Below are 24,495 nucleotides of genomic sequence, written 5' to 3' on the forward strand. Positions count from 1 at the left end.
TATGAATCAAATTCAGCAATTAAAATATAAATATGCTAGACTAAATGTGCTAGAAAAAATTATAGCAATTAATGTTGTAGTATTTTTATTTGCTTTATTGTTAAGACGTTTGGTTCCTGTAATATTTGTGTGGCTACGTTTACCTAGTGACTTTATTGGTTTCTTATATAAACCTTGGACAATTATCAGTTACGGATTTCTTCATTTTGATCCGTTACACATGCTATTTAATATGTTATGGCTTTACTTTTTAGGTAGAATCATGCTTAATTTATTTAGTCCTAAAATGGCACTTAATATCTATTTTATGGGTATTATATCAGGAGGTTTGGCTTTTTTATTAGGTTATAACTTGCTGCCAAAATTATTTTTACAACCAGCCTATTTAATTGGTGCATCTGCAGGAGTAAGAGCTATTTTAATATTTTTGTGTACTTATATGCCTAATAAAGAGTTAAGGTTTTTTACCTTTAATTTAAAATTATGGTGGATAGGAGCAGTGCTAATTGGCTTTGATATTATTAATATATTTAGTGGTCAAAATGCTGGTGGAAATTTAGCCCATTTAGGAGGTGCTTTATTAGGTTTTGTTTACGCTAAACAGCTAGTTAAAGGTCAAGATATAGGTACAGGTTTTTCGCGTTTTATGGATTGGATTACTGATGTTTTTAAAAGTCGTCCTTCGACCAATTTAAAAACTGTACATAAACAAAAAGGGAAAGTTGCTGGTTATAAAAAAGAAGAGTTTAACCAATTTAATAATCAGAAAAAAGTAGACACCATATTAGACAAAATAAGCAAAAGTGGTTATGATAGTTTGTCTAAAGAAGAAAAAGAGTTTTTATTTAAAGCTGGTAAATAATTAATAATATGAAGAATTTAAATTTTTTAGAGAAAGTCGTGTTCTTCATAAATTCTATTGCTGCTTTTTTATTGTTGTTATCTTATGTTTTGCCTAATATTCCGCCAAAAACATTTGCAATATTATCTGTTTTAAGTTTAGGTGTTCCTTTTTTAATATTACTTAACGTTTTATTTTTTGTGTATTGGTTGCTTAAAATAAAAAAGCAATTATTACTGTCTTTAGTAGTCATAGCAGTCGGCTATTTTTTGTTTGGATCGTTGTACAAATTCTCTAACTGGGAAGAAAATGATGCAGATAGTTTATCTATTATGAATTATAATGTGCGTTTATTTAACCTTTACGATTGGATTGAAGATGATGCTATAGATAAGAAACTTGTAGATTTTGTAAAGAATGAAAATCCTGACGTTTTATGTATTCAAGAATATCATGAGCAAGAAAGTATTGATTTTTCTTTTTACAAATACAAATACAAAAAACTGGATGACAAAACTAAAAAAATAGGACAAGCTATATTTTCTCAATATCCTATTGTTAATTCTGGCTCTGTTCAATTTCCTAAAACAGCTAATAATGCCATTTTTGCAGATATTGTTAAAGGTAAAGATACTGTTAGAGTGTATAATTTACATTTACAATCTTTAAGAATTGATCCAAGAGTACAAAGCTTAACTACCCAAAATTCTGAGGAATTGATACATGGAATAGGAGAGGCATTTAAGCTTCAGCAAAATCAAACAGAATTGTTTTTAAAACATAAAAACCAAAGTCCACACAAATCAATTATAAGTGGTGATTTTAATAATTCTGCTTTTTCATACGTTTATAAAGCTATAAGAGGAGACATGAAAGATGCTTTTAAACAACAAGGTAATGGTTTTGGACGTACCTACAACTTTAAGTTTTTTCCGTTACGTATAGATTTTATTTTAGTTGATAAATCGTGGAATGTCAACAGTTTTAAAACTTATGATGTACAATACTCTGATCACTTTCCTATACTTACTAAAATTTCATTTTAATTTTAAGACATTAAAATACAGTCTGTAATATCTGCAATAATATGAATTACTAATCCTAGACCTATTAACCTAGTGGTTTTGGGTAATAGTAAAATAATATATAATGCAATTGCGTAATAGCTGTGTAAAGGATGAAAGTTTATACTACATCTGTCTGCCTGAAAGATTGGTGTAGCTAATAAATGATCTAAGTCAATTAAATACCCTGAAAGCATAATTAAGTATGCTTTTTTCCAATTAGATTTAAAAAATAACACTGCTACTAAAAGTGGTAGTAAAAAATGAATTCCGTAATGTATAAACGGTCTAATCATTATGTATTAAGCTTTGATTTTCTAAATAGTTTAAAGCATTTGTACCTTCGTTAAATAATAAATCAAGGATACTTAAATTACTTATAAAGCCATGTTTAGGACTAAAAACTTGTGTGTAAGCTTCAAAATTAAAATTTTGTTCCTGTCTTGCATTTGATAAGGACCTATAATCTTTTGCATTTGCATTAGTTTCCTTTTCAAAGGTAGTTGTAAATTTTGGTGTCATATCCAATTGAAGACAATCACAAACTATTTCAAAACATTTAAGATTATGGTCAAAAATAAAATCTGATTTTACATTGAAAAGCGGTTGTAATTCATCTTCATAAAATTCAAAAAAAGGTGACGTTCGGTAAGCTGACTCTAAGCTTTTCCAATGTACAGTTTGCCAATTATCTACATCACTAATTTTAACTTCTTTATAAAGCTGACGTTGTTTATGACTATGAATAATAGGTACACTTAATTGTAGCTTTCCGTTTGCTCCATAAATATAAGTCCTATTTCTGTAAGATTGTTTCTGAAAATTATCATGTATTTCAAACGTCAGACTTTCAGCTTTAGCTATAGCAACAAATTGTGCTATACTTGGAAAATATGTTGGATGTAGTACTATATTCATTTTAAAATGGAGTACACTTAAATTAATATTAGAATACTAATGTTTTTGGATTTTAAGTGGTTTTTTTATTTTTTCTAAATTTTTTGTAACCAAAAAATAAAGCTAATACTATTAAAAACGGAATAAAATAAGAGGTTAATTTACCATTACCACCAACGGTTGTAAATAATCTGTTCCAACGTATTTTATTAATACCTTTTCCGTTAGTATCATAACTCATCCATACAAAAACAGGTTTTCCAACAACATGATCAAACGGTACAAAACCCCACATTCTTGCATCTTGAGAGTTGTGTCTGTTGTCTCCCATCATCCAATAATAATCTTGTTTAAAGGTGTATGAGGTTGCAATTCTTCCATTAATTAAGACTTGGTTGCCTTTTACATTAACAGTATTGCCTTCATAGGCTGTTAGTAAGCGTTTGTAAACCGGTAAGTTATCTACATTAATATCAATAGATTTTCCTTCTTGTGGTATGTAAATTGGTCCAAAATTATCTCTGTTCCAAGTATATCCAGGAGCATTAGGGAAAATGTTTTCAGTTGTACTATTAGATAAATCCTTAGTAACGCTTTTAACGTCAGGATCACTTTTCATTATAGTCGCTAAATCTTCAGTTAGATTAACATGTAATTGACTTTCAGCAATATCTAATTTTAACAAGTTAAATGATTCTTGATCAATATTAGCTGTAAAGTTAACTTGTAATGAATCCTGTTTAGTGATATCTACACCAATTTTCTTGACCTTCAAGTAATTCTGAAATTGAGGTCTATTAAAATTAGCAGTTTCAGTTTTAAAAACGTATTGGTCGTATTTTTCTGTAATGTTATATTTTTGATAAATAGATTCAGGTGACACACCATTTAATATAACTTTATAAAAAAACTGTAGTTTAGCTCTGTCTGGTAATTGGTTTTTAGTTCCATTTATATAAACATAACCATCTTTAATAGATAGATTGTCACCAGGTAATCCAACACAACGTTTTACATAATTAGTTTTTTTGTCAATTGGTTTGTGTCTTACTTCTCCATAAGGATTATTTATGTCAACTAAAGTATCTACAGGCCAGTTAAAAACAACAATGTCATTACGTTTTATACTTTGAAAAGCAGGAAATCTAAATTTTGGTAATTGAGGAAATTTAAGATAGGATGGTGTAGTACTTCCTGGTATTGCATCATGTATCATTGGTAAAGCTACTGTAGTTTGAGGTGCTCTTGCACCATAATGTACTTTACTTACCAATAAAAAATCACCAACTAATAGTGTTTTTTCAAGTGATGATGTTGGTATAACAAAGGGCTGAATAAAATATGTATGCACTATAGTTGCAGCAACAATTGCAAATAATATAGAGCTTACCCAATCACCAACTTCTGTTCTAGGTTGTAAGTCTCTATCTTTTATATGGTTGATGTCCTTAGCGACATAGTTTAAATAAAAACTATAAAAACCAAAAGTGAAAATAGCTAAAAAGGTATCTACAGCAGAATTTTTGCCATAACTTCTTGCAATTTCAACCCAAATTACTGGAAATAGAATGAGATTAACAATTGGTAAAAACAATAGAATAGTCCACCACCAAGGTCTGTTAATAATTTTCATTAAAATTACAGCATTATAAACAGGAATAAATGCTTCCCAAGCTTGTCTGTCAGCTTTAATGTATAGTTTCCAAGTGGCTAAACCATGTAAAACCTGAATAACTAGAAAAAATATAATCCACTGCGTAACGTCCATATTGGTAAAAATTATTGTTTTTTGGTTAATCTATTATTGCAAATGTTGTTAAAATTAATAAAGTTACCCAATATTTAACACATCTTTCATAGTAAAAACACCAGTTTTATCTACAATCCACTCTGCAGCTATAACAGCACCAAGAGCAAAACCTTGCCTGTTGTGTGCTTCGTGTTCTATTTTTATAGTATCAATTGGACTAGTGTAACTTATAGTATGCGTTCCTGGTACTTCGGGAATTCGTTTAGCAACTATAGGTATATTGTTATTATTAGCTTTATCTAATTCCCATCCTTTATAAGCGTCATTATTTTTAATGATACCTTCTGCTAAAGTAATAGCAGTACCACTTGGCGCGTCTAATTTTTGAGTATGGTGTATTTCTTCAATATCTAATTTGTAATCCGTTAATTTAGACATCATTTTTGCTAAAGTTTCATTTAGCTCAAAAAAGATATTTACTCCTAAACTAAAATTAGAAGCATAAATAAAAGCCCCTTTTTGTTTTTTACAAAGCGAAACCACATCGTTATATTGATCTAACCATCCTGTAGTACCAGATATTACAGGTACTTGATTGTTAATACAATTACTAATGTTTCCAAATGCAGCAGAAGGGATGCTAAAGTCAATGGCTACATCTGCATCTGTAATAGTATAATTGTCAGTTTTTGAAGTTTTAATTACTATGGTATGACCACGTTGTAATGCTATGGTTTCAATTGCTTTTCCCATTTTACCGTAGCCTAGTAAAGCTATTTTCATAAGATGATAGTGTTTTAGTTTTCAGAATTATTGAAAACTATAGTTTTAAAATTGAAAATTTAAAGTTAATCCTACACGACCCACATTATCAATTTCTTCAATTTGATAGTGTGGTTTTAAACTTAAATCGTCATTAATATTATATTGTAGTAAATGCGCATCAACATTGGCATCAATTATATTTAAAGCATACATGCCTACAGTTACTAAAAGTGATAATTCTTTATTTCTACGGTAGTTTTTTTGAGCTTCTCTTAGACCGTCATCTGTTATACGATCTTGGAATTCGTCATCAGAAAAACCAGCTAAACGTCTTTTATAAGCGTCTCTAGCGCGTTTATATTGCTTATTATTATCTATATAAAAATATATACCTGTTCCTAATGCAGCATAGACTATAGGGATTTTCCAATATTTACCATTATAAGCTTGGCCTAAACCTGGTAAAATAGCAGAATAGAAGGCAGCTTTAGATGGCGCTAAAGGATCATAGGCTTTAGTTTTTTTTACAACTGTACTATCTATAATTACAGGTTTGTCTCTTTTTTTTTGTTTTAAGGATTTAGGTAGTTTTTTTGACGATTTAGCACTATCTGTTGTTTTGACAGCATCATCATCTGTTTGAGCAAAACCAATTGCACAAAATAAACAGAATATAACACAGAATAGATATGGCTTATTTACCACCTTCGACTAGCTTTTTAATACGATTAAAATCTTCTTCAGAATGAAAAGGAATCGTTATTTTACCTTTACCATTATTAGATACTTTAACGTCTATTTTATGTCCAAAGTATTCAGAAAATGTACTGATTCCTTTTTTAACAAAAATTGGTAATTGTTCTTTTTCTTTTTTAACAGGGATTTTGACTTCTTTAGTTGTGTTGTAGTTACGTACTAAAGCTTCAGTATCTCTAACAGAAAGTTTGTTAGCCAATATTTTTTCGTAAATCTCTAACTGTATATTTTGATCTTCAATATTAATTATAGCTCGACCATGACCCATAGATAAAAATCCGTCACGCATTCCTGTTTGAATAATTGGATCTAATTTTAATAAACGTAAATAGTTAGAAATGGTACTTCGTTTTTTTCCAACACGCTCACTCATTTGGTCTTGAGTCAGCTCAATTTCATCAATCAAACGTTGGTATGACAAAGCAATTTCAATAGGGTCTAAATCTTGACGTTGGATATTTTCTACCAATGCCATAGTCAGACTTTCCTGATCATTAGCTATCCTGATATAAGCAGGAATAGTTTCTAACCCAATGGATTTTGAAGCTCTAAAACGACGCTCTCCAGAAACTAATTGGTATTTTTCAAATCCTAATTTTCTAACAGTAATAGGTTGTATAACCCCTAATTCTCTAATAGAAGATGCTAATTCACGTAAAGTTTCTTCGTTAAAATTAGTACGTGGCTGAAATGGATTCATTTCAATAGCTTCTAAATCTAACTCAACTATGTTTCCTATAACTTTATCTGCATTTTTATCTTTTGCAGATTGAATATCATTTTCTGGATCTTTTAATAATGCTGAAAGTCCACGTCCTAAAGCCTGTTTTTTTGTTGCCTTCGCCATATTTTAGGAGTTTTTTGTAATAATTTCTTTTGCTAAACTTAAATAGTTACTTGCACCTTTACTTGATGCGTCATAGTTTATAATGCTTTCTCCATAACTTGGTGCTTCACTTAACTTAACATTACGTTGAATGATAGTTGAAAACACCATGTCGTTAAAATGCTTTTGCACTTCTTCTACGACTTGATTAGATAAACGTAAACGTGAATCGTACATAGTAAGTAGTAAGCCTTCAATATCTAATTCTGGGTTGTGTATCTTTTGAACACTTTTTACAGTGTTTAATAGTTTTCCTAAACCTTCTAATGCAAAATACTCACATTGTATTGGTATAATTACAGCGTCTGAGGCTGTTAAAGCATTAAGGGTTAGTAAGCCTAAAGAAGGCGCACAGTCAATTAAGATATAATCGTAGTGATCTTTGATGTCTTCTAATGCTTTTTTAAGCATGTATTCTCTTTGGTCTTTATCTACAAGTTCTATTTCAATAGCAACTAAGTCTATATGAGCAGGAATAAGATCAAGGTTAGGCGAATCTGTTTTTAATACAGCTTGTGCAGCCGAGTTTGTATGCTCTAATAATTGGTAGGTACCAATATCTACACTTTCAACATCTATACCTAAACCAGATGTTGCATTAGCTTGTGGATCTGCATCAATAAGTAGGACTTTTTTTTCTAAAACACCTAGTGAAGCTGCTAAGTTTACTGAGGTTGTTGTTTTACCAACACCACCTTTTTGATTGGCAATTGCTATTATTTTACCCATTAATTCGATTTGGTTTTATTGAAATTTTAGCTTTTAACAAAAGCTAAAAGACCAGCGTAAAAATACAATTATTTATGACTAATAAAAACCTTAGTTGTTAACAATGTTTTAAATGAAACAACCTTGGTTTATAAACCTGCTTTAAACTTCTATTTTAATGATGGTTATGCTTTAAATATAAAAACAAACTCACATTTTTGTATATAATTTATAAATTTGATTGTTTATGTAGGAATTTGATGAGTGATTAATCTATTAAAATTTCCAAAATTTTAATAGCAGCATCACTAATTTTTGTTCCAGGTCCAAAAACAGCAACAGCACCTGCATCAAATAAATATTGATAATCTTGTTTTGGTATCACTCCTCCAACAATTACCATTATATCGTCACGACCGTATTTTTTTAGTTCTTCAATAACTTGCGGAACCAAAGTTTTATGTCCAGCTGCAAGAGAGGATACACCAAGTATGTGTACATCATTTTCTACCGCTTGTTTTGCAGCTTCTTCTGGAGTTTGGAATAATGGTCCAATGTCTACATCAAAGCCTACATCTGCATAGCCAGTTGCTACAACTTTTGCACCACGATCATGTCCATCTTGTCCCATTTTTGCAATCATTATACGTGGTCTTCTACCATCTTGATCTGCAAATTGGTCTGCTAATGCTCTTGCTTTTGCAAAAGACTTATCATCTTTAATTTCTTTACTATACACGCCAGAAAATGATTTTATTTGTGCTTTATAGCGTCCAAATTCAGCTTCAAGAGCATCACTAATTTCACCTAAAGTAGCTCTTTCACGAGCAGCAATTACAGCTAAAGCTAATAAATTTTCTTGACCTGTTTTAGCAGCTTTAGTTAAATTGGCTAAAGCTTGATTCACTTTATTTGTATCTCTAGTGGCTTTTATCTTTTCTAAACCTTCAATTTGTTGTAATCGTACAGTTTGGTTGTCTACTTCAAGCGTTGCAATAGCATCCTCTTCATCTAGTACATATTTATTGACGCCAACAATTATATCTTGACCAGAATCAATACGTGCTTGTTTTCTAGCAGCAGCTTCTTCAATACGTAACTTTGGTATACCAGCTTCAATTGCTTTTGTCATACCACCTAAAGCTTCAACTTCTTCAATTAAAGACCAAGCTTTTTCAGTAATATCATGTGTGAGTTTTTCGACATAATAGCTACCTGCCCAAGGATCAACTGTTTTAGTGATATTAGTTTCTTCTTGTAAAAATATTTGTGTGTTACGTGCAATTCTAGCAGAAAAGTCTGTAGGTAATGCTATGGCTTCGTCTAATGCATTAGTGTGTAAGCTTTGTGTACCACCAAAAGCAGCAGCAGCAGCTTCAATGGTTGTTCTAGCTACATTATTAAAAGGATCTTGCTCGGTTAAACTCCAACCACTAGTTTGGCAATGTGTACGTAGTGCTAAACTTTTAGGGTTTTTAGGGTTAAATTGACTTACTAATTTTGCCCAAAGCATTCTAGCAGATCGCATTTTTGCAATTTCCATAAAATGATTCATCCCAATTGCCCAGAAAAAGGATAATCTTGGCGCAAAAGTGTCTATATCCATTCCTGCAGCTAGTCCTTTTCTAATATATTCTAGCCCATCAGCAAGTGTATATGCTAGTTCAATATCGCAAGTTGCTCCAGCTTCTTGCATATGATAGCCAGAAATACTAATGCTATTAAATTTAGGCATATTTTGACTAGTGTATTCAAAAATATCCGAAATGATTTTCATGGAAGGAGTAGGAGGATAGATGTAAGTATTACGTACCATAAACTCCTTTAAAATATCATTTTGAATAGTTCCTGCCAGTAATTCAGGTTTAACACCTTGCTCTTCAGCTGCTACAATATAAAAAGCCATGATAGGTAAAACTGCTCCATTCATGGTCATTGAAACAGACATTTTATCTAATGGGATTTGATCAAATAACACTTTCATGTCTTCAACCGAGTCTATCGCAACACCTGCTTTGCCAACATCTCCAACAACACGTGGATGATCAGAATCATACCCTCTGTGAGTCGCTAAGTCAAAAGCAACAGATAATCCTTTTTGACCAGCTTCAAGATTACGTCTGTAAAAGGCGTTACTTTCTTCAGCTGTACTAAAACCTGCATATTGACGTATAGTCCAAGGTCTTCTAACGTACATCGTGCTGTAAGGTCCACGTAAATTAGGTGCTAATCCAGCAACAAAATCTATATGATTGACTTGACTTAAATCGTCTTTAGAATATTCAGATTTAATACTAATGTCTTCTGCAGTTAAAAACGTATTGTTGTTTGTGTTTAACTTTTTTGCGTCAGATTTTAGGGTTATATGTTGAAGGTCTTTTCTAGCCATTAGTTAATTATGGTTTTTTGTATGAACTTATTATAATCTCTGTTCAATAAAGAGCGAAAGGTTATTATAAAAGATTTAGAATTAGAACTTACAGCATATATAGTTGAACAGCTAGAAGGTTCTGTTTCTGAATCGATTTTAAATTTAGCCATAAAAGCTTTTGTTTTATGGTTTCCTGAATAGCCTGATTTTATCTTTGTACATGTACTATTGGTTGTTTCGGCAATTTCTTGACAATGATGCGTTAATAAAGATGACATGTAATTAGAATCTTTTTTACTAAATGGATAATAATCAATCATTTTTACGGAAACATCTGTAGTATGATTTGCAGATCTAAAGAAGTAAACGTTTTTTTTTGAATATTTTAAAATATTATAACGCAATATCTCAGATTCTCTAGCTATTGAATCTTCAATAGTATTGAGCATTCTTTTGTATTCAACTAAGTTATATTGATGTAAGGTATTAGGTAAATAAATATCAATATTATCTTTTTTTAAGTTGAAATATTTACCAAATATCTCTTGTTTGACAACAGTTTGTTTCTTTTTCTCTTCACAAGAAAAACAAATAAATAGAATTATTAATATTGAAATTTTTATTTTCAAACTGTGTTTCGATAAAGTGGTTTACTTATTAGTTGTGATTATGTCCTGTATGGTCAATATTATTATTAATAGGTTCTTTAACTTTTAAAGGTGTTTTAGCAGGTGTCTTATTAAAATCTATTGGTTCTGGTTTTGGTGTGTTTGCTGTTAAATCTACTTTAGAAAAATCTATGTCATGTAATTTAGAATAGTATAAATCTAAAGCAACAAAAGTTGCTAAATAGGCATCTCTTGAGTATGCAGTACTACTTCTTAATGGTGCAGCAAATAAGTCCGAACTCATACTATTAACAGATAATAATGACTGTATGGTTTGCTTTAAGTTTTTGTCGTTTAAATTGTCAATAATACATGTTACTTCTGGGCTACTGTAGTTTAACTGTTTGCCATTCCATAATGTTTTTTTGGATTTTAAAACATCAAAAACAGCTTTGGTGTGAGGTGAAACTGTTTCTTGTAAAGCGGTTCTGTTAGAAATGTAATTACTGATATATGCACGATAAGCGCGTAATTTGTTTTTTTGTTTTGGGTCGTATTTATTAATAATATCACTCTCAAAAGTATACAAAGCTTCTTTTAAAATAGCGTCATAACCTGTATTACAAGTTATGGTTTCTTTTTGGTCAGCGTATTTAAACTGTTCAAGCTTAGCTTCATTTGTATTACAACTTAAATTAAAAGCAATGATTAATAATAATGAAATTTTTAAAATACGTGTACTCATGGTTGTTTTGATTTTATTCGGTTTTTAAACGATTTTGTTCAAGGGTTTCGGCTAATCTTTTTTCTATAATAGGTTCGATTAAAGTTTGTCTTGGGTTCATTTTAACAAAAGGATACAATTCCAGCTCATTTTGCATTTTGTCATTTTTATTAGGATGTTTATTGGTTCCTAACAAAGTGACTTGTCCATTATCAAATTGTTCTTGCTCTTTGGCAGCGCTTTCTTTTATTTTTTTCTGAATACTGCCTTCTTTTAACTGAGCGATAAAACCACCATTAGCCTCAATATCTTTAAAGATAATTAAAGCTTTCTCTGCTAATTGAGAGGTTAAAGTTTCGATGTAATAACTACCATCTGAAGCATTGTTGACAATATCAAAATAGCTTTCGTTTTTTAAAATTAACAATTGGTTTCTGGCAATACGCTCGCCAAACTCGTTATCTTTATGGTAAATAGCGTCGTAAGGCAAGTTAAAAACTGTGTTTGCACCACCTAAAATGGCACTCATACACTCTGTTGTAGTCCTAAGCATGTTAGTATTGTAGTCGTAAATAGTTTTATTACGTTTACTTGGGATTGCATTAATTACCAAATCTGCATCACAATTATACTCAGCTGCTAAAGTGTTATAAAGTGCACGAAAAGCACGAAGTTTTGCAATTTCAAAAAAGTAATTGGTGCTAATGGCTACATTAAAAGTAACCTGTTGTATTGCAGAAACATCAGCTTGAGCAACATTAAAATATTCGTTTAAATGTGATAAACCATACGCTAATTGTTGCGTTATATTTGCTCCTGCATTTTGATACGTATCAGTATTAATGGTAATAGTATTACTAACTATTAAGCTGTTATTAGTTGTGTTAAACCAGTTACCTGATTTAGCAAAGTGACCAATTGGATCTATAATTAATACTGCTTTCGCAGAAATTTTAGCCAGTTGATCTATATATTCTTGGTTAAAAAACTGAAGTTCTATTTTAATATCGGCAGTGTCAAGGTCAATATTTAATAGTGTTTTTTCAATTGAAATAGAGTTGTTAGGGATTACAAACTTTATTGTTTGTGCACCTCTGTTTAAAGCATCAATAGCCTTAAGGTTTGCAGCACTTTCATTTTGAACAAATATAATTTGACCAATCGTCCATTGTTGCGGTCTGATGGTTAATGTTTCAGTCATTTCATCTTGATGATAAAATGGTCTAACATCTATACCATGATTGGTGTTCCAAATTAAAATGTCATTATAATCAGCACCTTTTAAATCTACATGTATTTTTTGTTTCCATGCTTTAGATGATACTTTTTCAAATGCGGAAAAAAGTGAATTATTCATTGTTATTAGTCTTTAAACTGTCAGCATACTCGATGATATAAATATCTTCGTTCTCTTTTTTCATATAATATTTTTCTCTAGCAAACGTCTCTAGACCATCTTCGCTAGTCAAACGTTTGATAGCTTGCTTATCCTTAATGATTTCTTTTTTGTAGTATTCTTTTTCATCTTCCAATTTATTTTTTTCTTGGTTGACGTCATTATGGTTTAGCAAAGAATTGGTGTCAAAAAATATCATCCATACACCAAAAATGATGAGGATAAGAATATATATGTTTTTGAACCATTTCATCTTAATTACTGAAGTTTTTCGTTAATAATTGTTTTAACAATACCAACAGCAACTGTATTATATTTGTTGTTAGGTATAATTATATCAGCATACTCCATCATTGGTTGTATAAATTGTTGGTGCATTGGTTTAAGTGTGTTTTGGTAACGTGTTAAAACCTCGTCAATATCTCTACCACGTTCAGTAATGTCGCGTTTAAGTCTTCTAATAAGTCGTTCATCACTATCCGCATGCACAAAAATTTTAATATCAAACATCTCTCTCAATTCAGGATGTGTTAAAATTAAAATACCTTCTACAATCATAACCTTTCTAGGTTTAGTTCTGATGGTGTCACCAGTTCTGTTGTGTTTTACAAACGAATATACAGGTTGGTCAATTGGTTGACCTTGTTTTAATTCTTTTAAATGTTGTTCTAATAATTCAAAATCTATTGATCTTGGGTGATCAAAATTAATTTTAATACGCTCATCATAAGTTAGATGACTTGTATCTTTATAATATGAATCTTGAGAAATAATACCAACTTCTCCTTCTGGTAACTGAGTTAAAATTTGATTAACAACCGTCGTTTTACCACAACCAGTTCCTCCTGCAATACCTATAATTAGCATAATATTTTATTAAATCTTTTAAAGTACAAATTTAATAAAATCTTTAGGATGTTTGTTATTGATGTTATGTAAATGCAAATTAGTTTTATTTAATTATGTAGAAATTGTCTTGCTAGATTTATTTTTAAAAATTTTTTTTGAAAAAATAACTTTAGTTTAAAGAAAAGGTATATATTTGCACCTCCAAAAAAACAAATAGTTTTTAAGGAAAGATAATCAAATTCGGGGTGTAGCGTAGCCCGGTTATCGCGCCACGTTTGGGACGTGGAGGCCGCAGGTTCGAATCCTGCCACCCCGACTTTTAAAGCTTCAGTTTTTACTGAAGCTTTTTTTTATATATTAAAACCATTTGAATATATAACCTGACGCAACTACCGCTGTTATTAATACTATTAGAACGACAGCTATAAATCCTCCTGTACGTTTTGTGGTTTTGTCTTTTTGTAAAATGTAATCTTTTGTGTTTTCGTTTTTCTCTTTTATCAAACTCATAGTTTTTATTTATTAATATATACTGTTTTAGTGTTTACAAATTCTAAAATACCTTCTTTAGATAATTCTCTTCCATAACCTGATGCTTTTGTACCACCAAATGGTAATCTTGGGTCTGACTTAACCATTTCGTTTATAAAAAGTGCACCATCAGGAATTTGACTAATATCTTGATAAATGTTATCAATATCTTCGGTGAAGATCATGGTTCCTAAACCAAATCTTGAATTTTTGGCAAGATTTAAAGCTTCTGTTTTGTCTTTTGCTTTAATTATTGCTGCAACAGGACCAAAAGTTTCTTCTTTAAATATTGGCATGTCAGTAGTTACGTCTGTAATGATTGTTGGTTGGTATTTTGCTTTATCTCTTAAATTTCCATAATGAACTTTTGCTCCTAATTGTAATGATTTAGAAACTTGTTCTTCTAGCTCTTTAGCTAAATCTTCTCTAGCCATTGAGGTACTGTAAGCATCATAGTCTTTAGGATTTGCTTGTTTTAAGTCTTTTACTTTATTAGTAAATGTTGTTAAGAATGTGTCATAAATATTTTTAGTTACAATAAACCTTTTTGCAGCAATACAGCTTTGACCATTATTTTGCATACGTGCATTTACCATTGTATCTATATATTTATCCAGATTAGCATCATCTAATACGATGCATGCATTATTTCCTCCTAACTCTAAGACTGTTTTTTTTAAGTTTTTTCCTGCTAAAGCAGCAATGCTTCGACCTGCTTTTTCGCTACCAGTTAATGTTACAGCTTTTATAGTATCGTTTTCTAATAAGCTGTCCATTTGATCATGTTGAATGATTAAGGTTTGAAAGCAACCTTCAGGATATCCAGCATCAGTAAAAAGTTTTTGAATGGCTAAAGCAGTTCCTGTTACATTAGAAGCATGTTTTAAAAGCCCAACATTACCTGCAGTTAAAGTTGGAACAGCAAATCTAAAGACTTGCCAAAATGGGTAATTCCAAGGCATTATGGCTAGAATTGCTCCTAATGGGTCGTAACTAATGAAGCTTTCTGAAGCTTCGGTTTCAATAATTTGATCTGCTAAAAAGTTTTCCGCATTAGCGATATAAAAATCACATAAGGTTGCACATTTTTCGATTTCAGCTATACTTTGGGATATAGGTTTTCCCATTTCTTCAGTCATTAAATTAGCATACTCTTGTTTATTGTCTTCAAGTAAATTGGCTAAATTCTTTAAAAGTTTAACTCTGTGTGCTATTGGTTTGTTACTCCAATCGTTAAATGTTTGATTAGCAGTTTCAAGTTTAGAATTGACTTCAGAATTTGAATTAAAGTTGTAAGATTTTAATTTTTCGCCTGTATACGGATTATAGGTTTCAACTTGCTTTTTCATCTCTTTTTGTTTTTGTTAAAATTATGAATAATCAGTATTTTTAGCTTTGTAATTTTGTGTTTTAACATAGATTTATCAGTTTATTTAAAGTTTTATTAAGAATTATTTAATGTTAAAATTTTATCTTTGAGTAAGTTACTTTGAGAGAGCTCTTAGAGTAAATTTATTAACCAAAAAAACAAAAAGAAAAATGAGTAAGAACACAAACACAGCATTAGGATTATTATTAGGAGGAGCAATTGGTACAGCAGTTGGAATTTTATTTGCACCAGATAAAGGAAGCAATACTAGAAAGAAACTTAAAGAGGATGCGGTTGCTACCAAGGATAAACTAACCGATAGTGCTTTACATATGAAAGATCAAGTAACTAGTACTTTGACTTCTAAAAAACATACGTTAGATACTCAATTAGAGTCAATAGTATCTGATGTAAGTTACAAAGCAGATGACGTTATTACAACTTTAGAGAATAAGTTGAAAGAATTAAAATTGAAGAACAAAAAACTTCAGAAATAAGATGACTGTATTTGAATCGATACAAGACTCGTCCAACCAAGCTATAGATAAAGGAGAGGAATATCTTAAAAAATCTCATGAGTACTACAAATTAAAAGTTTTTGAGCAACTAACTACATCTGTAAGTTTAGTTTTAAAAGCACTTTTAATTGGTGGTTTAATATTGATTGCTTTTGTTTTTATGGCAATAGCAGCTTCCATTGCATTAGGTAATGTAATGGATAGTTATTCAGGTGGATTTTTAATAGTTGGTTTATTTTTTATTGTTTTTGCAATTATTATATACGTTGCTAGAAAACACATAAATAATAAAGTCATCCAATCTATATCTAAAACCTTTTTTGAATAATTATGGCACAATATAAAACACAAGAAGATATTGAAATTAATTTAAAGCGTTTACGTCTTGAAAAAGATATTGCTTGGGAAGAACTTAAAGGCATTAAAGGAGATTTTAAAGAAGCAGTCCAACTACCAAATTGGTTACAAACTGGATATAAAATGATTTCTAAATTTAGTACCATGATGCTATTAAAAAGAATTATAAAATAATTAACCACAAAACAACCACCATGACTATATTTGAATCTATTAGAAAAGACCACGATACACAACGTCACTTACTTGATAGACTTGTTAAAACAGAAGGCGACAGTGACCAAAGAGATGATATCTACAAATCGTTAAAAAACGAATTAGAAATTCACGCTCAAGCTGAAGAGCGCCATTTTTATAAGCCATTAATTAGTAATGATATGATGCAAGAGAAAGCCAGACACGGTATTGCTGAACATCATGAAATAGATGAATTGATTAATCAATTAGATGAGACCGATTACAGCTCGTCTGCATGGTTAAAAATAGCTAAAGATCTTAAAGAAAAAGTTGAGCATCATTTGGAAGATGAGGAGCATGTTTTTTTTCAATTGGCTGGAAAAGTTTTTAATGAAAATGAAAAAGAAAGCTTAGCAAAACAGTATAGTGATTACATGGTGAATAACCTTTAATTTTAACAAATTGAAGGCTTTAACAAAACAAATTTACAATCAAATTCTTTTACAACCAGAACAGGTTATAGAAGAATTTGATTTGGTTTATACCAATCCGTCCAACTTAAAAATTATAAGAGAAAGACAGGATGATAATTTTATTTTTAAACTGAAAAATAAAATTATCAAAGAAAAAACGGAGCTAAGCAGAATTAATAACTTAGTTATACCTCCAGCTTGGAAAAACGTTAAGATTTCTGAATTAAAAAATGGTCACCTTCAAGTTGTTGGAAGAGATGCTAAAAGACGCAAACAATACCGCTACCATCCTAAATGGAATAAAATAAGGAGTCAGACTAAATTTTATAAAATGTATTTGTTTGGCCAACAGCTACCAAATATTCGTGCTCAAGTGGATTTGGATTTAGATCAAAACACTTGGACTAAAACTAAAGTTTTAGCTTTAATTGTAAGATTAATGGAAGAAACGCATATAAGAGTTGGAAATACTCAGTATGCAAAGCGAAATGAGACTTATGGCTTAACTACACTTAGAAGTAAGCATGTTAATACTTATAAGGATAGAATTTTATTTGAATTTACAGGAAAGAAAGGTAAAGAATATAAAATTTCATTAAGAAATAAGAAATTAATACGTTTAGTTAATAAATGTGAAGACATACCTGGTTGGGAATTGTTTCAGTATTATGATGAATTTGGAGAAAAGCACAAGGTGGATAGTACCATGTTGAATGATTATTTAAAAACCTTAAGCGGAACTTTATTTACAGCAAAAGACTTTAGGACTTGGGCAGCAAGTATCATTTGCTTTGAAACCCTAAAATCTATTGGTTATGTTTCCAATGTAAAACAAAATAATAAAAATATAATTCAAGCTATAGACATTGCAGCAAAGCAATTAGGTAATAGTCGTAATGTGTGTAAAAAATATTATATACATCCAGCTGTTATTAGTAGTTATCAAGATGGCACGATTGTAAATTATTTTAAGCAGGAAGCATTAGCCAGAAAAACAGCAAATTTCACCAAAATGGAACATGTGATGATGCAGTTACTTAAATCTTATCAGCCTCAGTTTGATTAATATTTTTCTTAATGACTTCTTAAAAATTTGATATTACTGTTAAGTGCAGTTAAAGTCTTTGTAAATGCGTGTTAAACAATGTTATACAGTCTTTTTTAGGTTTTATATTTGTAAAACTAAATATAATTAAACATGCGTTGGACTATTTTTTTTATAACATTTGCGTTTATATCTGCTGTGTTGGGATTTGGGCATATTGCAGGTAACTTAGCTATTATAGCTAAGTTATGCTTCTTTATTTTTATAGCCTTATTTTTAGCAAGATTATATAAAACGATAAACGAATATTAAACTTATATGTGTTTTTTATCGTCAATAATGTTCGAGCTTCCTTCTAGATATTGTCTAGCTTCAGAGGGATTTTCAATTTTATAAAATTTATCACCAATAACTAATATAGAAAAGGCAACGACTTGAGGACTTTTTTGTATTACTTTAAGCCAATCTTCATTATTTAAATTATTATCAGAATTATAATTATTTGTGTAATCTGGATGCTGTTTGTTTACCAAATCTGCAACAGATATATTTAATTTATCACAAATTTCAATCCATTGTGTATCTGCAACTTTTGTTTTAGAAAAATCTATAGTTGAAAGCTTTTTCAAGCTATCTGTAACATATGCTAAAGTTTGTTTGTCTAAGTTGCTGTTAGAGTTGTAATAAAAAGTTGTTTTGTTGTTATTGGTGGCTATAATTCCCATGATTTAGTTTTGTTTGTATTTAAGGGTTAAGTTATAATATTTGAATTATAATTTTCTTAAAAAAAAATCAAAAATTACAGTATAAGAACTGTTTATGATTAAATAATAACTTTTAATAATTGTAGTGTAAGTTTTCTTTTAAAAATTCTACTTTTGTAACAGATAAAATGATAAAATTATGTCAGACACAATAGAAAGAGTAAAATGCTTAATAATAGGTTCAGGTCCTGCTGGTTATACAGCAGCAATCTATGCAGCTAGAGCTAATATGAGTCCTGTTTTATATCAAGGCGCTCAACCAGGAGGGCAATTAACAACAACCAATGAGGTTGAAAATTTCCCTGGATATCCTGACGGAATTACTGGTCCTGAAATGATGATGGAACTTCAAAAACAAGCAGAACGTTTTGAGGCTGATATTAGAAATGGTTGGATTACTAAAGTGGATTTTTCTGGAGATGTACATAAAGTGTGGGTCAATGATGAGAAAGAAATACACTGTGATACTGTAATTATCTCTACAGGAGCTAGTGCTAAATACTTAGGACTTGACTCAGAGCAAAAATATTTAAATCTTGGTGGTGGAGTATCTGCTTGTGCAGTATGTGATGGATTTTTCTATCGTAATCAAGAAGTTGTAATTGTTGGAGCAGGAGATAGTGCTTGTGAAGAGGCTCATTACCTATCAAAACTATGTTCTAAAGTTACAATGTTGGTACGTCGTGACGAGTTTAGAGCTTCAAAAATTATGGCAGAACGTGTTAAAAACACTGAAAATATTGAGATATTATTTAATACTGAAACAGAAGAGGTTATTGGTGATGGTCAAGTTGTAACTGGTGTACAAGTAAAAAACAATCAAACTAATGATCAACATTTAATACCAGCTACTGGATTTTTTGTTGCTATTGGACACAAGCCTAATACAGATATTTTTAAAGGCTTTATAGATTTAGATGAAACAGGTTACATTATTAATGCTAAACCAGGAACTTCAAAAACTAATGTTGATGGTGTTTTTGTAAGTGGTGATGCTGCAGATCATGTTTATAGACAAGCTATTACAGCTGCTGGAACAGGATGTATGGCTGCTTTAGATGCAGAGCGTTATTTGGCTGCTAAAGATGCTAACTTTGAAGTAAGTACTTCAAATTATAACTAAAGTTTTAAAAACTTAATCATAAAAAAACCGAAGCTAAATGCTTCGGTTTTTTTATTGGTATTATTATAATTATTTCTTTTTTAAGATTGCATTATCTTCAAAAGATTCAATTATAATTTTTGGACTTCCAAAAGTTTCTATAATTGAAGATCCTGAAGCATTAATAACTAATTCTGAAGTTGTTTGAACGCTAACTTCAGCTCTGTTAGCAGTAGTCAGATTAGTGTTTTTAGCTGTTAGATTTTCTCCTGTAAAATCTGAAGAGTTATCTATGTTAAGTATTAAGTTTTTTGTATCACCTTCAATTTTTGCATTAGCACTTTCTAGCATATCTACAACAATTTTGGACGCGTTTATTAAAGCTTCGACTTTACTGCTTCCGTTTAACTCCAAAGTTGCAGATTGTGCAGTTATATTTAATTCAGCTTTAGCTTTATCATTATTAATTAGTTTAAACAAATCACTTTCTATAGTTAAATAAGCTTCAGAACTAGAAGTGGTTGTCAAGGTTAAATCTTTAAATTTTAAACTTGTTTTAGAAAGGATTTCTGCATCTTCATTTAACTCGATGGTATTCAAAAAATCATTATAATATATAGTTATATCTAATCTTTTTTCTTGAAGTCTAGCTGTAGTTTTAAGGCTTAAAGTACTGTCTTGAGATATAATTTTAATGTATTCGTGCAGATTTTCGTCTGTAGTGATTTCTATTTTAGTAGAGTCAGATCTAACTAAGTTAACTTCAAAATCTTCGTTTAAAACTAAGCGTTTAAAACTATGTAAAGGGGTTGTAACTTTGATTAATACACGACTACCTTTTACTTTTTCCTTTTTTTGAGCAAAAGCTGTAATAGTTATGAATGTAAAAATTAGTGTAAGTAAGCGTTTTGTCATTTATCTGTAATTTTTTTTGTGTACAAATATAATCAAAAACCATCCCAAACTTTTTGTTAAGGAAAAAGTGAGATGGTTTTTTTTGGTTGGTTTTTAAATGTGTATCATAAAAATATAGACACTAGGGTTGTTACTATGTACTCGATTACAGTAATCATAACGTTTGGTTTTTGATTGATGATTGATTATTAGTCTTTTGGTGTGATGTTAATTCCGTTTTTATTGTCAATAATTACATTAATATTTTCGGTACTAACTTCAGTACCTTCGCTTTCAATTATAGTTTCTGTGTTTTCAGGTTTATTAACATCATTGCTGTTATTTTTATTAATTAAAGGTTTAGTGTTAATTTGTTGATGGTTTACATCATTGTTTTGGTTATCACAATCTAGGCATAACAATTTTGAGCGTTTAACTAACAAATAGTGTTCTTCCATTCCGTTGTTTAAAATATCATTGTAATAATGTGTATTGTTTCTGTGGTAATTGTAAGTGCTTTCTTCTGCATATAAAATTGTTCCTTCAGGTAAAATTAATGTTAGTTCAACTTCTTGATCTCTTGATATTGCATCGTTAGGGACTGTAAAATGATTATTTAAAACCAAATTATTGTTAGTTAATCTGTAGTTATATTGTATATTTCTTGCTCTGTCTTTAGCAATATTATAATTTGTACCTCTAGCCGATTTATCCACTCTCAGTTTAGCAACACTGTCTTTAGTAGATTTTACTATTAGTCTGATGCCTTGCGAGAAAATTATTGGATTACCATTATCATCATGTGCTTTTTGTAAGCCATAATCACGTCTAAAACGATCAGCAAAACTGTCGTTGTAATTCATGCTAACTACTAAAGTGTCGTTAGCTTTAATTGAAGTGAAAGGTGTTGTTTTAACTACTGCAGCTTCTTCTTTATAGCTTAAACCTTGTCTGGCGCTAATTACAGCTAAGCCAATTACAGCTAATATCCAAAATCCAATTAGGCTATATTTGGCAACATTACCCATTGGTTTTAGGTTGTTTACCAAGATTTTTAATCCTAAGTAAATAAAAAAGATAATTGGAATAACGCTAACAATAAAAATTAATACCGGAAACATCCAAAAAGGACCAGCTTCAGTGTTATATCCATTTACAAAATTAGTATCAAAAAATCTTAAGTCGGCTTCAAAGAAGGTTCCGAAAATTAAACCAATTAAAAGCGCTATAATTCCTGCGACGCAAGATACAACCAGCGCGACACCAATAAATTTTGAAAACACTTTAAATACAGATGAAAATACTTGACCTAAACTTCCAAAAAATGATTTGCTACTAGATTTTATTTTATTGGTATCTATACGTTTAACCGAGTCTGATATACTATCTGAAGCTTGGTCAAAACCTTCTTTAAACTTGTCTGCATGTTTCTGAAAGTCTATGTTTTTTACGTTTTCAGAAACGCTGTCAAATCCGTCTCTAATTTTTTTTTCAATGTTTGTAATCGTGACTTCTTCTCCTGTCATGGTTATCTTGTCAGAAGTAGAAGTTGCTTCAGGAATAAATATCCATAATAAGATATATAAAAATACACCTGTTCCAGCTCCAAAAATTAGTAATACCCAAATTAATCTGATCCAAACAACATCAATATTAAAGTAGTAAGATAATCCAGAGGCTACACCACCAACATAACTATTGTCAGTATCTCTAAATAATTTTTTAGAGTTACTGTTGGATGATTTAGATCTAGAGGTTTTGGTTTTAGGTTCGTCTTCAAATATCTCGTCATCAACAAGGTAATCTTCAGGTTGTCCCATAATGGTAATAACCTGGTCTACTTCTTTGTTTCCAATAACTTGACGATCTGTTTTCATGCGTTCAGAAAACAATTCTGCTATTCTAATTTCTATATCAGCAATAATTTCAGAACGACCTTGAGAGTCAGTAAATGAACGTTTTATAGCCTCAAGATAGCGTTGTAATTTTAAGTATGCATCTTCATCTATATGAAAAAATATACCTGCTAAATTTATGTTGACTGTTTTATTCATTTTTTAGTTGATTTAATTGATGTTACTATATTAACTGCATTTTGTAATTCGTCCCAAGTCGTGGTTAATTCTTTTAAAAAAAGTTGACCTGTTTCTGTTAGTCCATAATATTTACGTGGTGGTCCAGAAGTAGACTCTTCCCAACGATAGCTAAGTAATCCTGCGTTTTTAAGTCGTGTTAATAAAGGATATATTGTGCCTTCAACAACCAGCAGTTTGGCGTCTTTTAATGTGCCTAAAATTTCGGCAACATAAGCATCTTCGTCTTTTAATACAGACAAAATGCAGTATTCAAGAACACCTTTGCGCATTTGTGCTTTAGTATTTTCTATTTTCATAAGTCTTTTCTAATGTTTGTTACAAGTCTTATGCATTTTGCATCATAGACATCAGTATATATTAATAAAGTATGTGATGATGTTACTGTCATAATTGTGTAATTGATTTCATAATTAACTGTTCGTTTTTTTGATGATTTGATTGATTGATGATGATGATTATTTGATAAAATTAATGGTAAAAGGATAATTGTAATCCTCTCCATCTTTGGCTTTTAAACTGGCATTAATAATAAATACAATTTCTAATATAAATCCTAATATGGCTAAAAGTGAAAATGTACCGCAGATATAAAATAATGGCGACGGACTGTTTATTTTAATGCTAATGTCACTAAAATAATTAAAGTCTAAAATGTCTAAATGATTAAATAAGCTAAAAGCAAAAAAAGGGATGCATAATGTGCCAATTATTAATACGTATAATAAAATACTAAACTGAAAATTAATAGCTTGTTTACCATGTGTATCTACAAAATCAGACTTTTCTTTATTAGTTATCCATAAAACTAAAGGCGCAATAATGTTTCCAAACGGAAATATAAACCTAGCAAAGGTGGATAAATGTATAAAAGTAGCGATGTTTTTGTGGTGATTAGTTACCATGATTTAAAAGTATATAATAGTTTCTTATGCAAATATATATCTTTAAAAAGGTATTATGCAATACAAAGTACTAAAAATTAACATTTTTTTAACATGTTGGTAATTCAATTATTTTCAATAATTTAGCTGAAAAATATTTTATATAATGAAGATGACTCCTAGTAAACTCAATACTTTTACAATGTTTAAGTTACCATCTGCTTTCTTGTGTGGTGTACGTACTAAAGTATTAAACGAAGCACAATGTATAACGACAGTAAAACATAAATGGATTAATCAAAACCCATTTAAATCTATGTTTTGGGCTGTTCAAGGTATGGCAGCAGAGTTTTCAACTGGAGCTATAATGATCACGAAAATTAAAAATTCTGGTAAAAAAGTATCCATGCTTGTAACTAGTAATAACGCCACATTTACAAAAAAGGCTACAGGAAAAATTACGTTTGTCTGTAATGATGGAGCTAAAGTAGATGCAGCTTTAGCTGAAGCTATAAAAACAGGAGAAGGTCAAGCCTTTTGGATGCAATCTATAGGTACCAATAAAGATGGAGTAGTAGTATCTACTTTTAATTTTGAATGGTCTATAAAAGTTAAAAACTAATAGATTTTGTAACAAAACAGAATCCTTTGCAACATATAAATAAATTAAAAC

At 30.3% G+C, this 24,495-nt stretch carries 30 protein-coding genes and 1 tRNA gene; 11 read left to right on the plus strand and 20 right to left on the minus strand.

The window, feature by feature from the left end:
* Position 1: 1 nt before the first annotated feature.
* Both JAO71_RS14370 and JAO71_RS14375 read left to right on the plus strand, forming a co-directional pair.
* Positions 2–862, plus strand: a complete 861-nt coding sequence (locus tag JAO71_RS14370; RefSeq protein ID WP_203001495.1) for a rhomboid family intramembrane serine protease — start codon at positions 2–4, stop codon at positions 860–862.
* Positions 863–870: 8 nt separating this feature from the next.
* Complete coding sequence (locus JAO71_RS14375) at positions 871–1,887, plus strand: endonuclease/exonuclease/phosphatase family protein (protein WP_116823243.1); 1,017 nt, start codon at positions 871–873, stop codon at positions 1,885–1,887.
* A 2-nt stretch (positions 1,888–1,889) separates the two neighbouring features.
* On the opposite strand, the gene JAO71_RS14380 is transcribed toward JAO71_RS14375, so the two are convergent.
* From JAO71_RS14380 to udk, 13 genes are all read right to left on the minus strand, one after another.
* Positions 1,890–2,201 (minus strand): DUF6122 family protein, encoded by a 312-nt coding sequence (locus tag JAO71_RS14380; RefSeq protein WP_028290508.1) that lies wholly within the window; start codon positions 2,199–2,201, stop codon positions 1,890–1,892.
* Positions 2,194–2,823: a WbqC family protein gene (locus tag JAO71_RS14385; RefSeq protein ID WP_203001497.1), complete on the minus strand. Its 630-nt coding sequence runs from the start codon at positions 2,821–2,823 to the stop codon at positions 2,194–2,196. The genes JAO71_RS14380 and JAO71_RS14385 overlap by 8 nt, the downstream gene beginning before the upstream one ends.
* 52 nt (positions 2,824–2,875) lie before the next feature.
* Complete coding sequence (gene lepB / locus JAO71_RS14390; RefSeq protein ID WP_203001499.1) at positions 2,876–4,570, minus strand: signal peptidase I; 1,695 nt, start codon at positions 4,568–4,570, stop codon at positions 2,876–2,878.
* A gap of 63 nt (positions 4,571–4,633) precedes the next feature.
* Entirely contained in the window at positions 4,634–5,335 is a 702-nt protein-coding gene (gene dapB / locus JAO71_RS14395; protein ID WP_203001500.1) for a 4-hydroxy-tetrahydrodipicolinate reductase, read from the minus strand.
* 45 nt (positions 5,336–5,380) lie between these two features.
* Positions 5,381–6,022 (minus strand): DUF5683 domain-containing protein, encoded by a 642-nt coding sequence (locus JAO71_RS14400; RefSeq protein WP_054851567.1) that lies wholly within the window; start codon positions 6,020–6,022, stop codon positions 5,381–5,383.
* Positions 6,012–6,920 (minus strand): ParB/RepB/Spo0J family partition protein, encoded by a 909-nt coding sequence (locus tag JAO71_RS14405; protein ID WP_054851566.1) that lies wholly within the window; start codon positions 6,918–6,920, stop codon positions 6,012–6,014. The genes JAO71_RS14400 and JAO71_RS14405 overlap by 11 nt, the downstream gene beginning before the upstream one ends.
* Positions 6,921–6,923: 3 nt before the next feature.
* Positions 6,924–7,688 carry a ParA family protein gene (locus JAO71_RS14410; RefSeq protein ID WP_028607771.1) on the minus strand — a complete coding sequence of 255 codons (765 nt, stop codon included), beginning with the start codon at positions 7,686–7,688 and terminating at the stop codon, positions 6,924–6,926.
* 247 nt (positions 7,689–7,935) lie between these two features.
* Positions 7,936–10,056 carry a methylmalonyl-CoA mutase gene (gene scpA, locus JAO71_RS14415; protein ID WP_028290500.1) on the minus strand — a complete coding sequence of 707 codons (2,121 nt, stop codon included), beginning with the start codon at positions 10,054–10,056 and terminating at the stop codon, positions 7,936–7,938.
* A complete protein-coding gene (locus tag JAO71_RS14420) occupies positions 10,056–10,487 on the minus strand; it encodes a hypothetical protein (protein ID WP_203001502.1) in 432 nt (143 codons plus the stop codon). The genes scpA and JAO71_RS14420 overlap by 1 nt, the downstream gene beginning before the upstream one ends.
* A gap of 208 nt (positions 10,488–10,695) precedes the next feature.
* Positions 10,696–11,391, minus strand: a complete 696-nt coding sequence (locus JAO71_RS14425) for a hypothetical protein (protein ID WP_054851562.1) — start codon at positions 11,389–11,391, stop codon at positions 10,696–10,698.
* Between the two features lie 13 nt (positions 11,392–11,404).
* A complete protein-coding gene (locus JAO71_RS14430) occupies positions 11,405–12,727 on the minus strand; it encodes a methylmalonyl-CoA mutase subunit beta (protein ID WP_203001504.1) in 1,323 nt (440 codons plus the stop codon).
* On the minus strand, positions 12,720–13,019 hold the full coding sequence (locus tag JAO71_RS14435; RefSeq protein WP_036600125.1) for an FtsB family cell division protein: 300 nt from the start codon (positions 13,017–13,019) through the stop codon (positions 12,720–12,722). Before JAO71_RS14435 ends, JAO71_RS14430 begins: the two co-directional genes overlap by 8 nt.
* A 5-nt stretch (positions 13,020–13,024) precedes the next feature.
* Complete coding sequence (udk, locus tag JAO71_RS14440; protein ID WP_054851560.1) at positions 13,025–13,633, minus strand: uridine kinase; 609 nt, start codon at positions 13,631–13,633, stop codon at positions 13,025–13,027.
* A gap of 223 nt (positions 13,634–13,856) precedes the next feature.
* Here udk and JAO71_RS14445 point away from each other — a divergent pair.
* A tRNA-Pro gene (locus tag JAO71_RS14445) sits at positions 13,857–13,931 on the plus strand.
* A 41-nt stretch (positions 13,932–13,972) separates the two neighbouring features.
* On the opposite strand, the gene JAO71_RS14450 is transcribed toward JAO71_RS14445, so the two are convergent.
* The gene (locus JAO71_RS14450; RefSeq protein WP_162874852.1) at positions 13,973–14,125 is read right to left on the minus strand and encodes a hypothetical protein; all 153 of its coding nucleotides are present in this window, start codon (positions 14,123–14,125) and stop codon (positions 13,973–13,975) included.
* A 5-nt stretch (positions 14,126–14,130) separates the two neighbouring features.
* Positions 14,131–15,495: an NAD-dependent succinate-semialdehyde dehydrogenase gene (locus JAO71_RS14455; protein WP_116823233.1), complete on the minus strand. Its 1,365-nt coding sequence runs from the start codon at positions 15,493–15,495 to the stop codon at positions 14,131–14,133.
* Positions 15,496–15,685: 190 nt separating this feature from the next.
* Between JAO71_RS14455 and JAO71_RS14460 the strand changes: the two genes are divergently transcribed.
* The 6 genes from JAO71_RS14460 to JAO71_RS14485 all read left to right on the plus strand — a co-directional run bounded on the left by JAO71_RS14460 (position 15,686) and on the right by JAO71_RS14485 (position 18,397).
* Positions 15,686–16,012: a YtxH domain-containing protein gene (locus JAO71_RS14460; RefSeq protein ID WP_028290493.1), complete on the plus strand. Its 327-nt coding sequence runs from the start codon at positions 15,686–15,688 to the stop codon at positions 16,010–16,012.
* 1 nt (position 16,013) lies between these two features.
* Complete coding sequence (locus tag JAO71_RS14465; RefSeq protein ID WP_116823232.1) at positions 16,014–16,361, plus strand: phage holin family protein; 348 nt, start codon at positions 16,014–16,016, stop codon at positions 16,359–16,361.
* 2 nt (positions 16,362–16,363) lie between these two features.
* Positions 16,364–16,564, plus strand: a complete 201-nt coding sequence (locus tag JAO71_RS14470) for a hypothetical protein (RefSeq protein ID WP_028290491.1) — start codon at positions 16,364–16,366, stop codon at positions 16,562–16,564.
* A gap of 20 nt (positions 16,565–16,584) precedes the next feature.
* Positions 16,585–17,019 (plus strand): hemerythrin domain-containing protein, encoded by a 435-nt coding sequence (locus tag JAO71_RS14475; protein WP_054851556.1) that lies wholly within the window; start codon positions 16,585–16,587, stop codon positions 17,017–17,019.
* A 10-nt stretch (positions 17,020–17,029) separates the two neighbouring features.
* The gene (locus JAO71_RS14480) at positions 17,030–18,106 is read left to right on the plus strand and encodes a DNA topoisomerase IB (RefSeq protein WP_203001506.1); all 1,077 of its coding nucleotides are present in this window, start codon (positions 17,030–17,032) and stop codon (positions 18,104–18,106) included.
* Between the two features lie 132 nt (positions 18,107–18,238).
* The gene (locus tag JAO71_RS14485) at positions 18,239–18,397 is read left to right on the plus strand and encodes a DUF1328 domain-containing protein (protein WP_028607782.1); all 159 of its coding nucleotides are present in this window, start codon (positions 18,239–18,241) and stop codon (positions 18,395–18,397) included.
* 2 nt (positions 18,398–18,399) lie between these two features.
* On the opposite strand, the gene JAO71_RS14490 is transcribed toward JAO71_RS14485, so the two are convergent.
* Positions 18,400–18,810, minus strand: a complete 411-nt coding sequence (locus tag JAO71_RS14490; RefSeq protein WP_028290487.1) for an arsenate reductase family protein — start codon at positions 18,808–18,810, stop codon at positions 18,400–18,402.
* A 178-nt stretch (positions 18,811–18,988) separates the two neighbouring features.
* Here JAO71_RS14490 and trxB point away from each other — a divergent pair, with 178 nt between their 5' ends.
* Positions 18,989–19,972 carry a thioredoxin-disulfide reductase gene (gene trxB, locus JAO71_RS14495; RefSeq protein WP_028290486.1) on the plus strand — a complete coding sequence of 328 codons (984 nt, stop codon included), beginning with the start codon at positions 18,989–18,991 and terminating at the stop codon, positions 19,970–19,972.
* Between the two features lie 69 nt (positions 19,973–20,041).
* On the opposite strand, the gene JAO71_RS14500 is transcribed toward trxB, so the two are convergent.
* From JAO71_RS14500 to JAO71_RS14515, 4 genes are all read right to left on the minus strand, one after another.
* A complete protein-coding gene (locus JAO71_RS14500) occupies positions 20,042–20,866 on the minus strand; it encodes a GIN domain-containing protein (protein WP_203001508.1) in 825 nt (274 codons plus the stop codon).
* A 188-nt stretch (positions 20,867–21,054) separates the two neighbouring features.
* Complete coding sequence (locus JAO71_RS14505) at positions 21,055–22,899, minus strand: PspC domain-containing protein (protein WP_203001510.1); 1,845 nt, start codon at positions 22,897–22,899, stop codon at positions 21,055–21,057.
* Entirely contained in the window at positions 22,896–23,237 is a 342-nt protein-coding gene (locus JAO71_RS14510; protein ID WP_028290483.1) for a PadR family transcriptional regulator, read from the minus strand. Before JAO71_RS14510 ends, JAO71_RS14505 begins: the two co-directional genes overlap by 4 nt.
* Positions 23,238–23,396: 159 nt before the next feature.
* The gene (locus JAO71_RS14515) at positions 23,397–23,843 is read right to left on the minus strand and encodes a DUF4870 domain-containing protein (RefSeq protein ID WP_028290482.1); all 447 of its coding nucleotides are present in this window, start codon (positions 23,841–23,843) and stop codon (positions 23,397–23,399) included.
* A 145-nt stretch (positions 23,844–23,988) separates the two neighbouring features.
* On the opposite strand from JAO71_RS14515, the gene JAO71_RS14520 reads away from it, so the two are divergent.
* Positions 23,989–24,444, plus strand: coding sequence for a DUF4442 domain-containing protein (locus JAO71_RS14520; protein WP_116823227.1), 456 nt, complete (start codon positions 23,989–23,991; stop codon positions 24,442–24,444).
* Positions 24,445–24,495: the final 51 nt, after the last annotated feature.

It is taken from the genome of Olleya sediminilitoris (assembly GCF_016785945.1).
GTDB lineage: Bacteria > Bacteroidota > Bacteroidia > Flavobacteriales > Flavobacteriaceae > Olleya > Olleya sediminilitoris.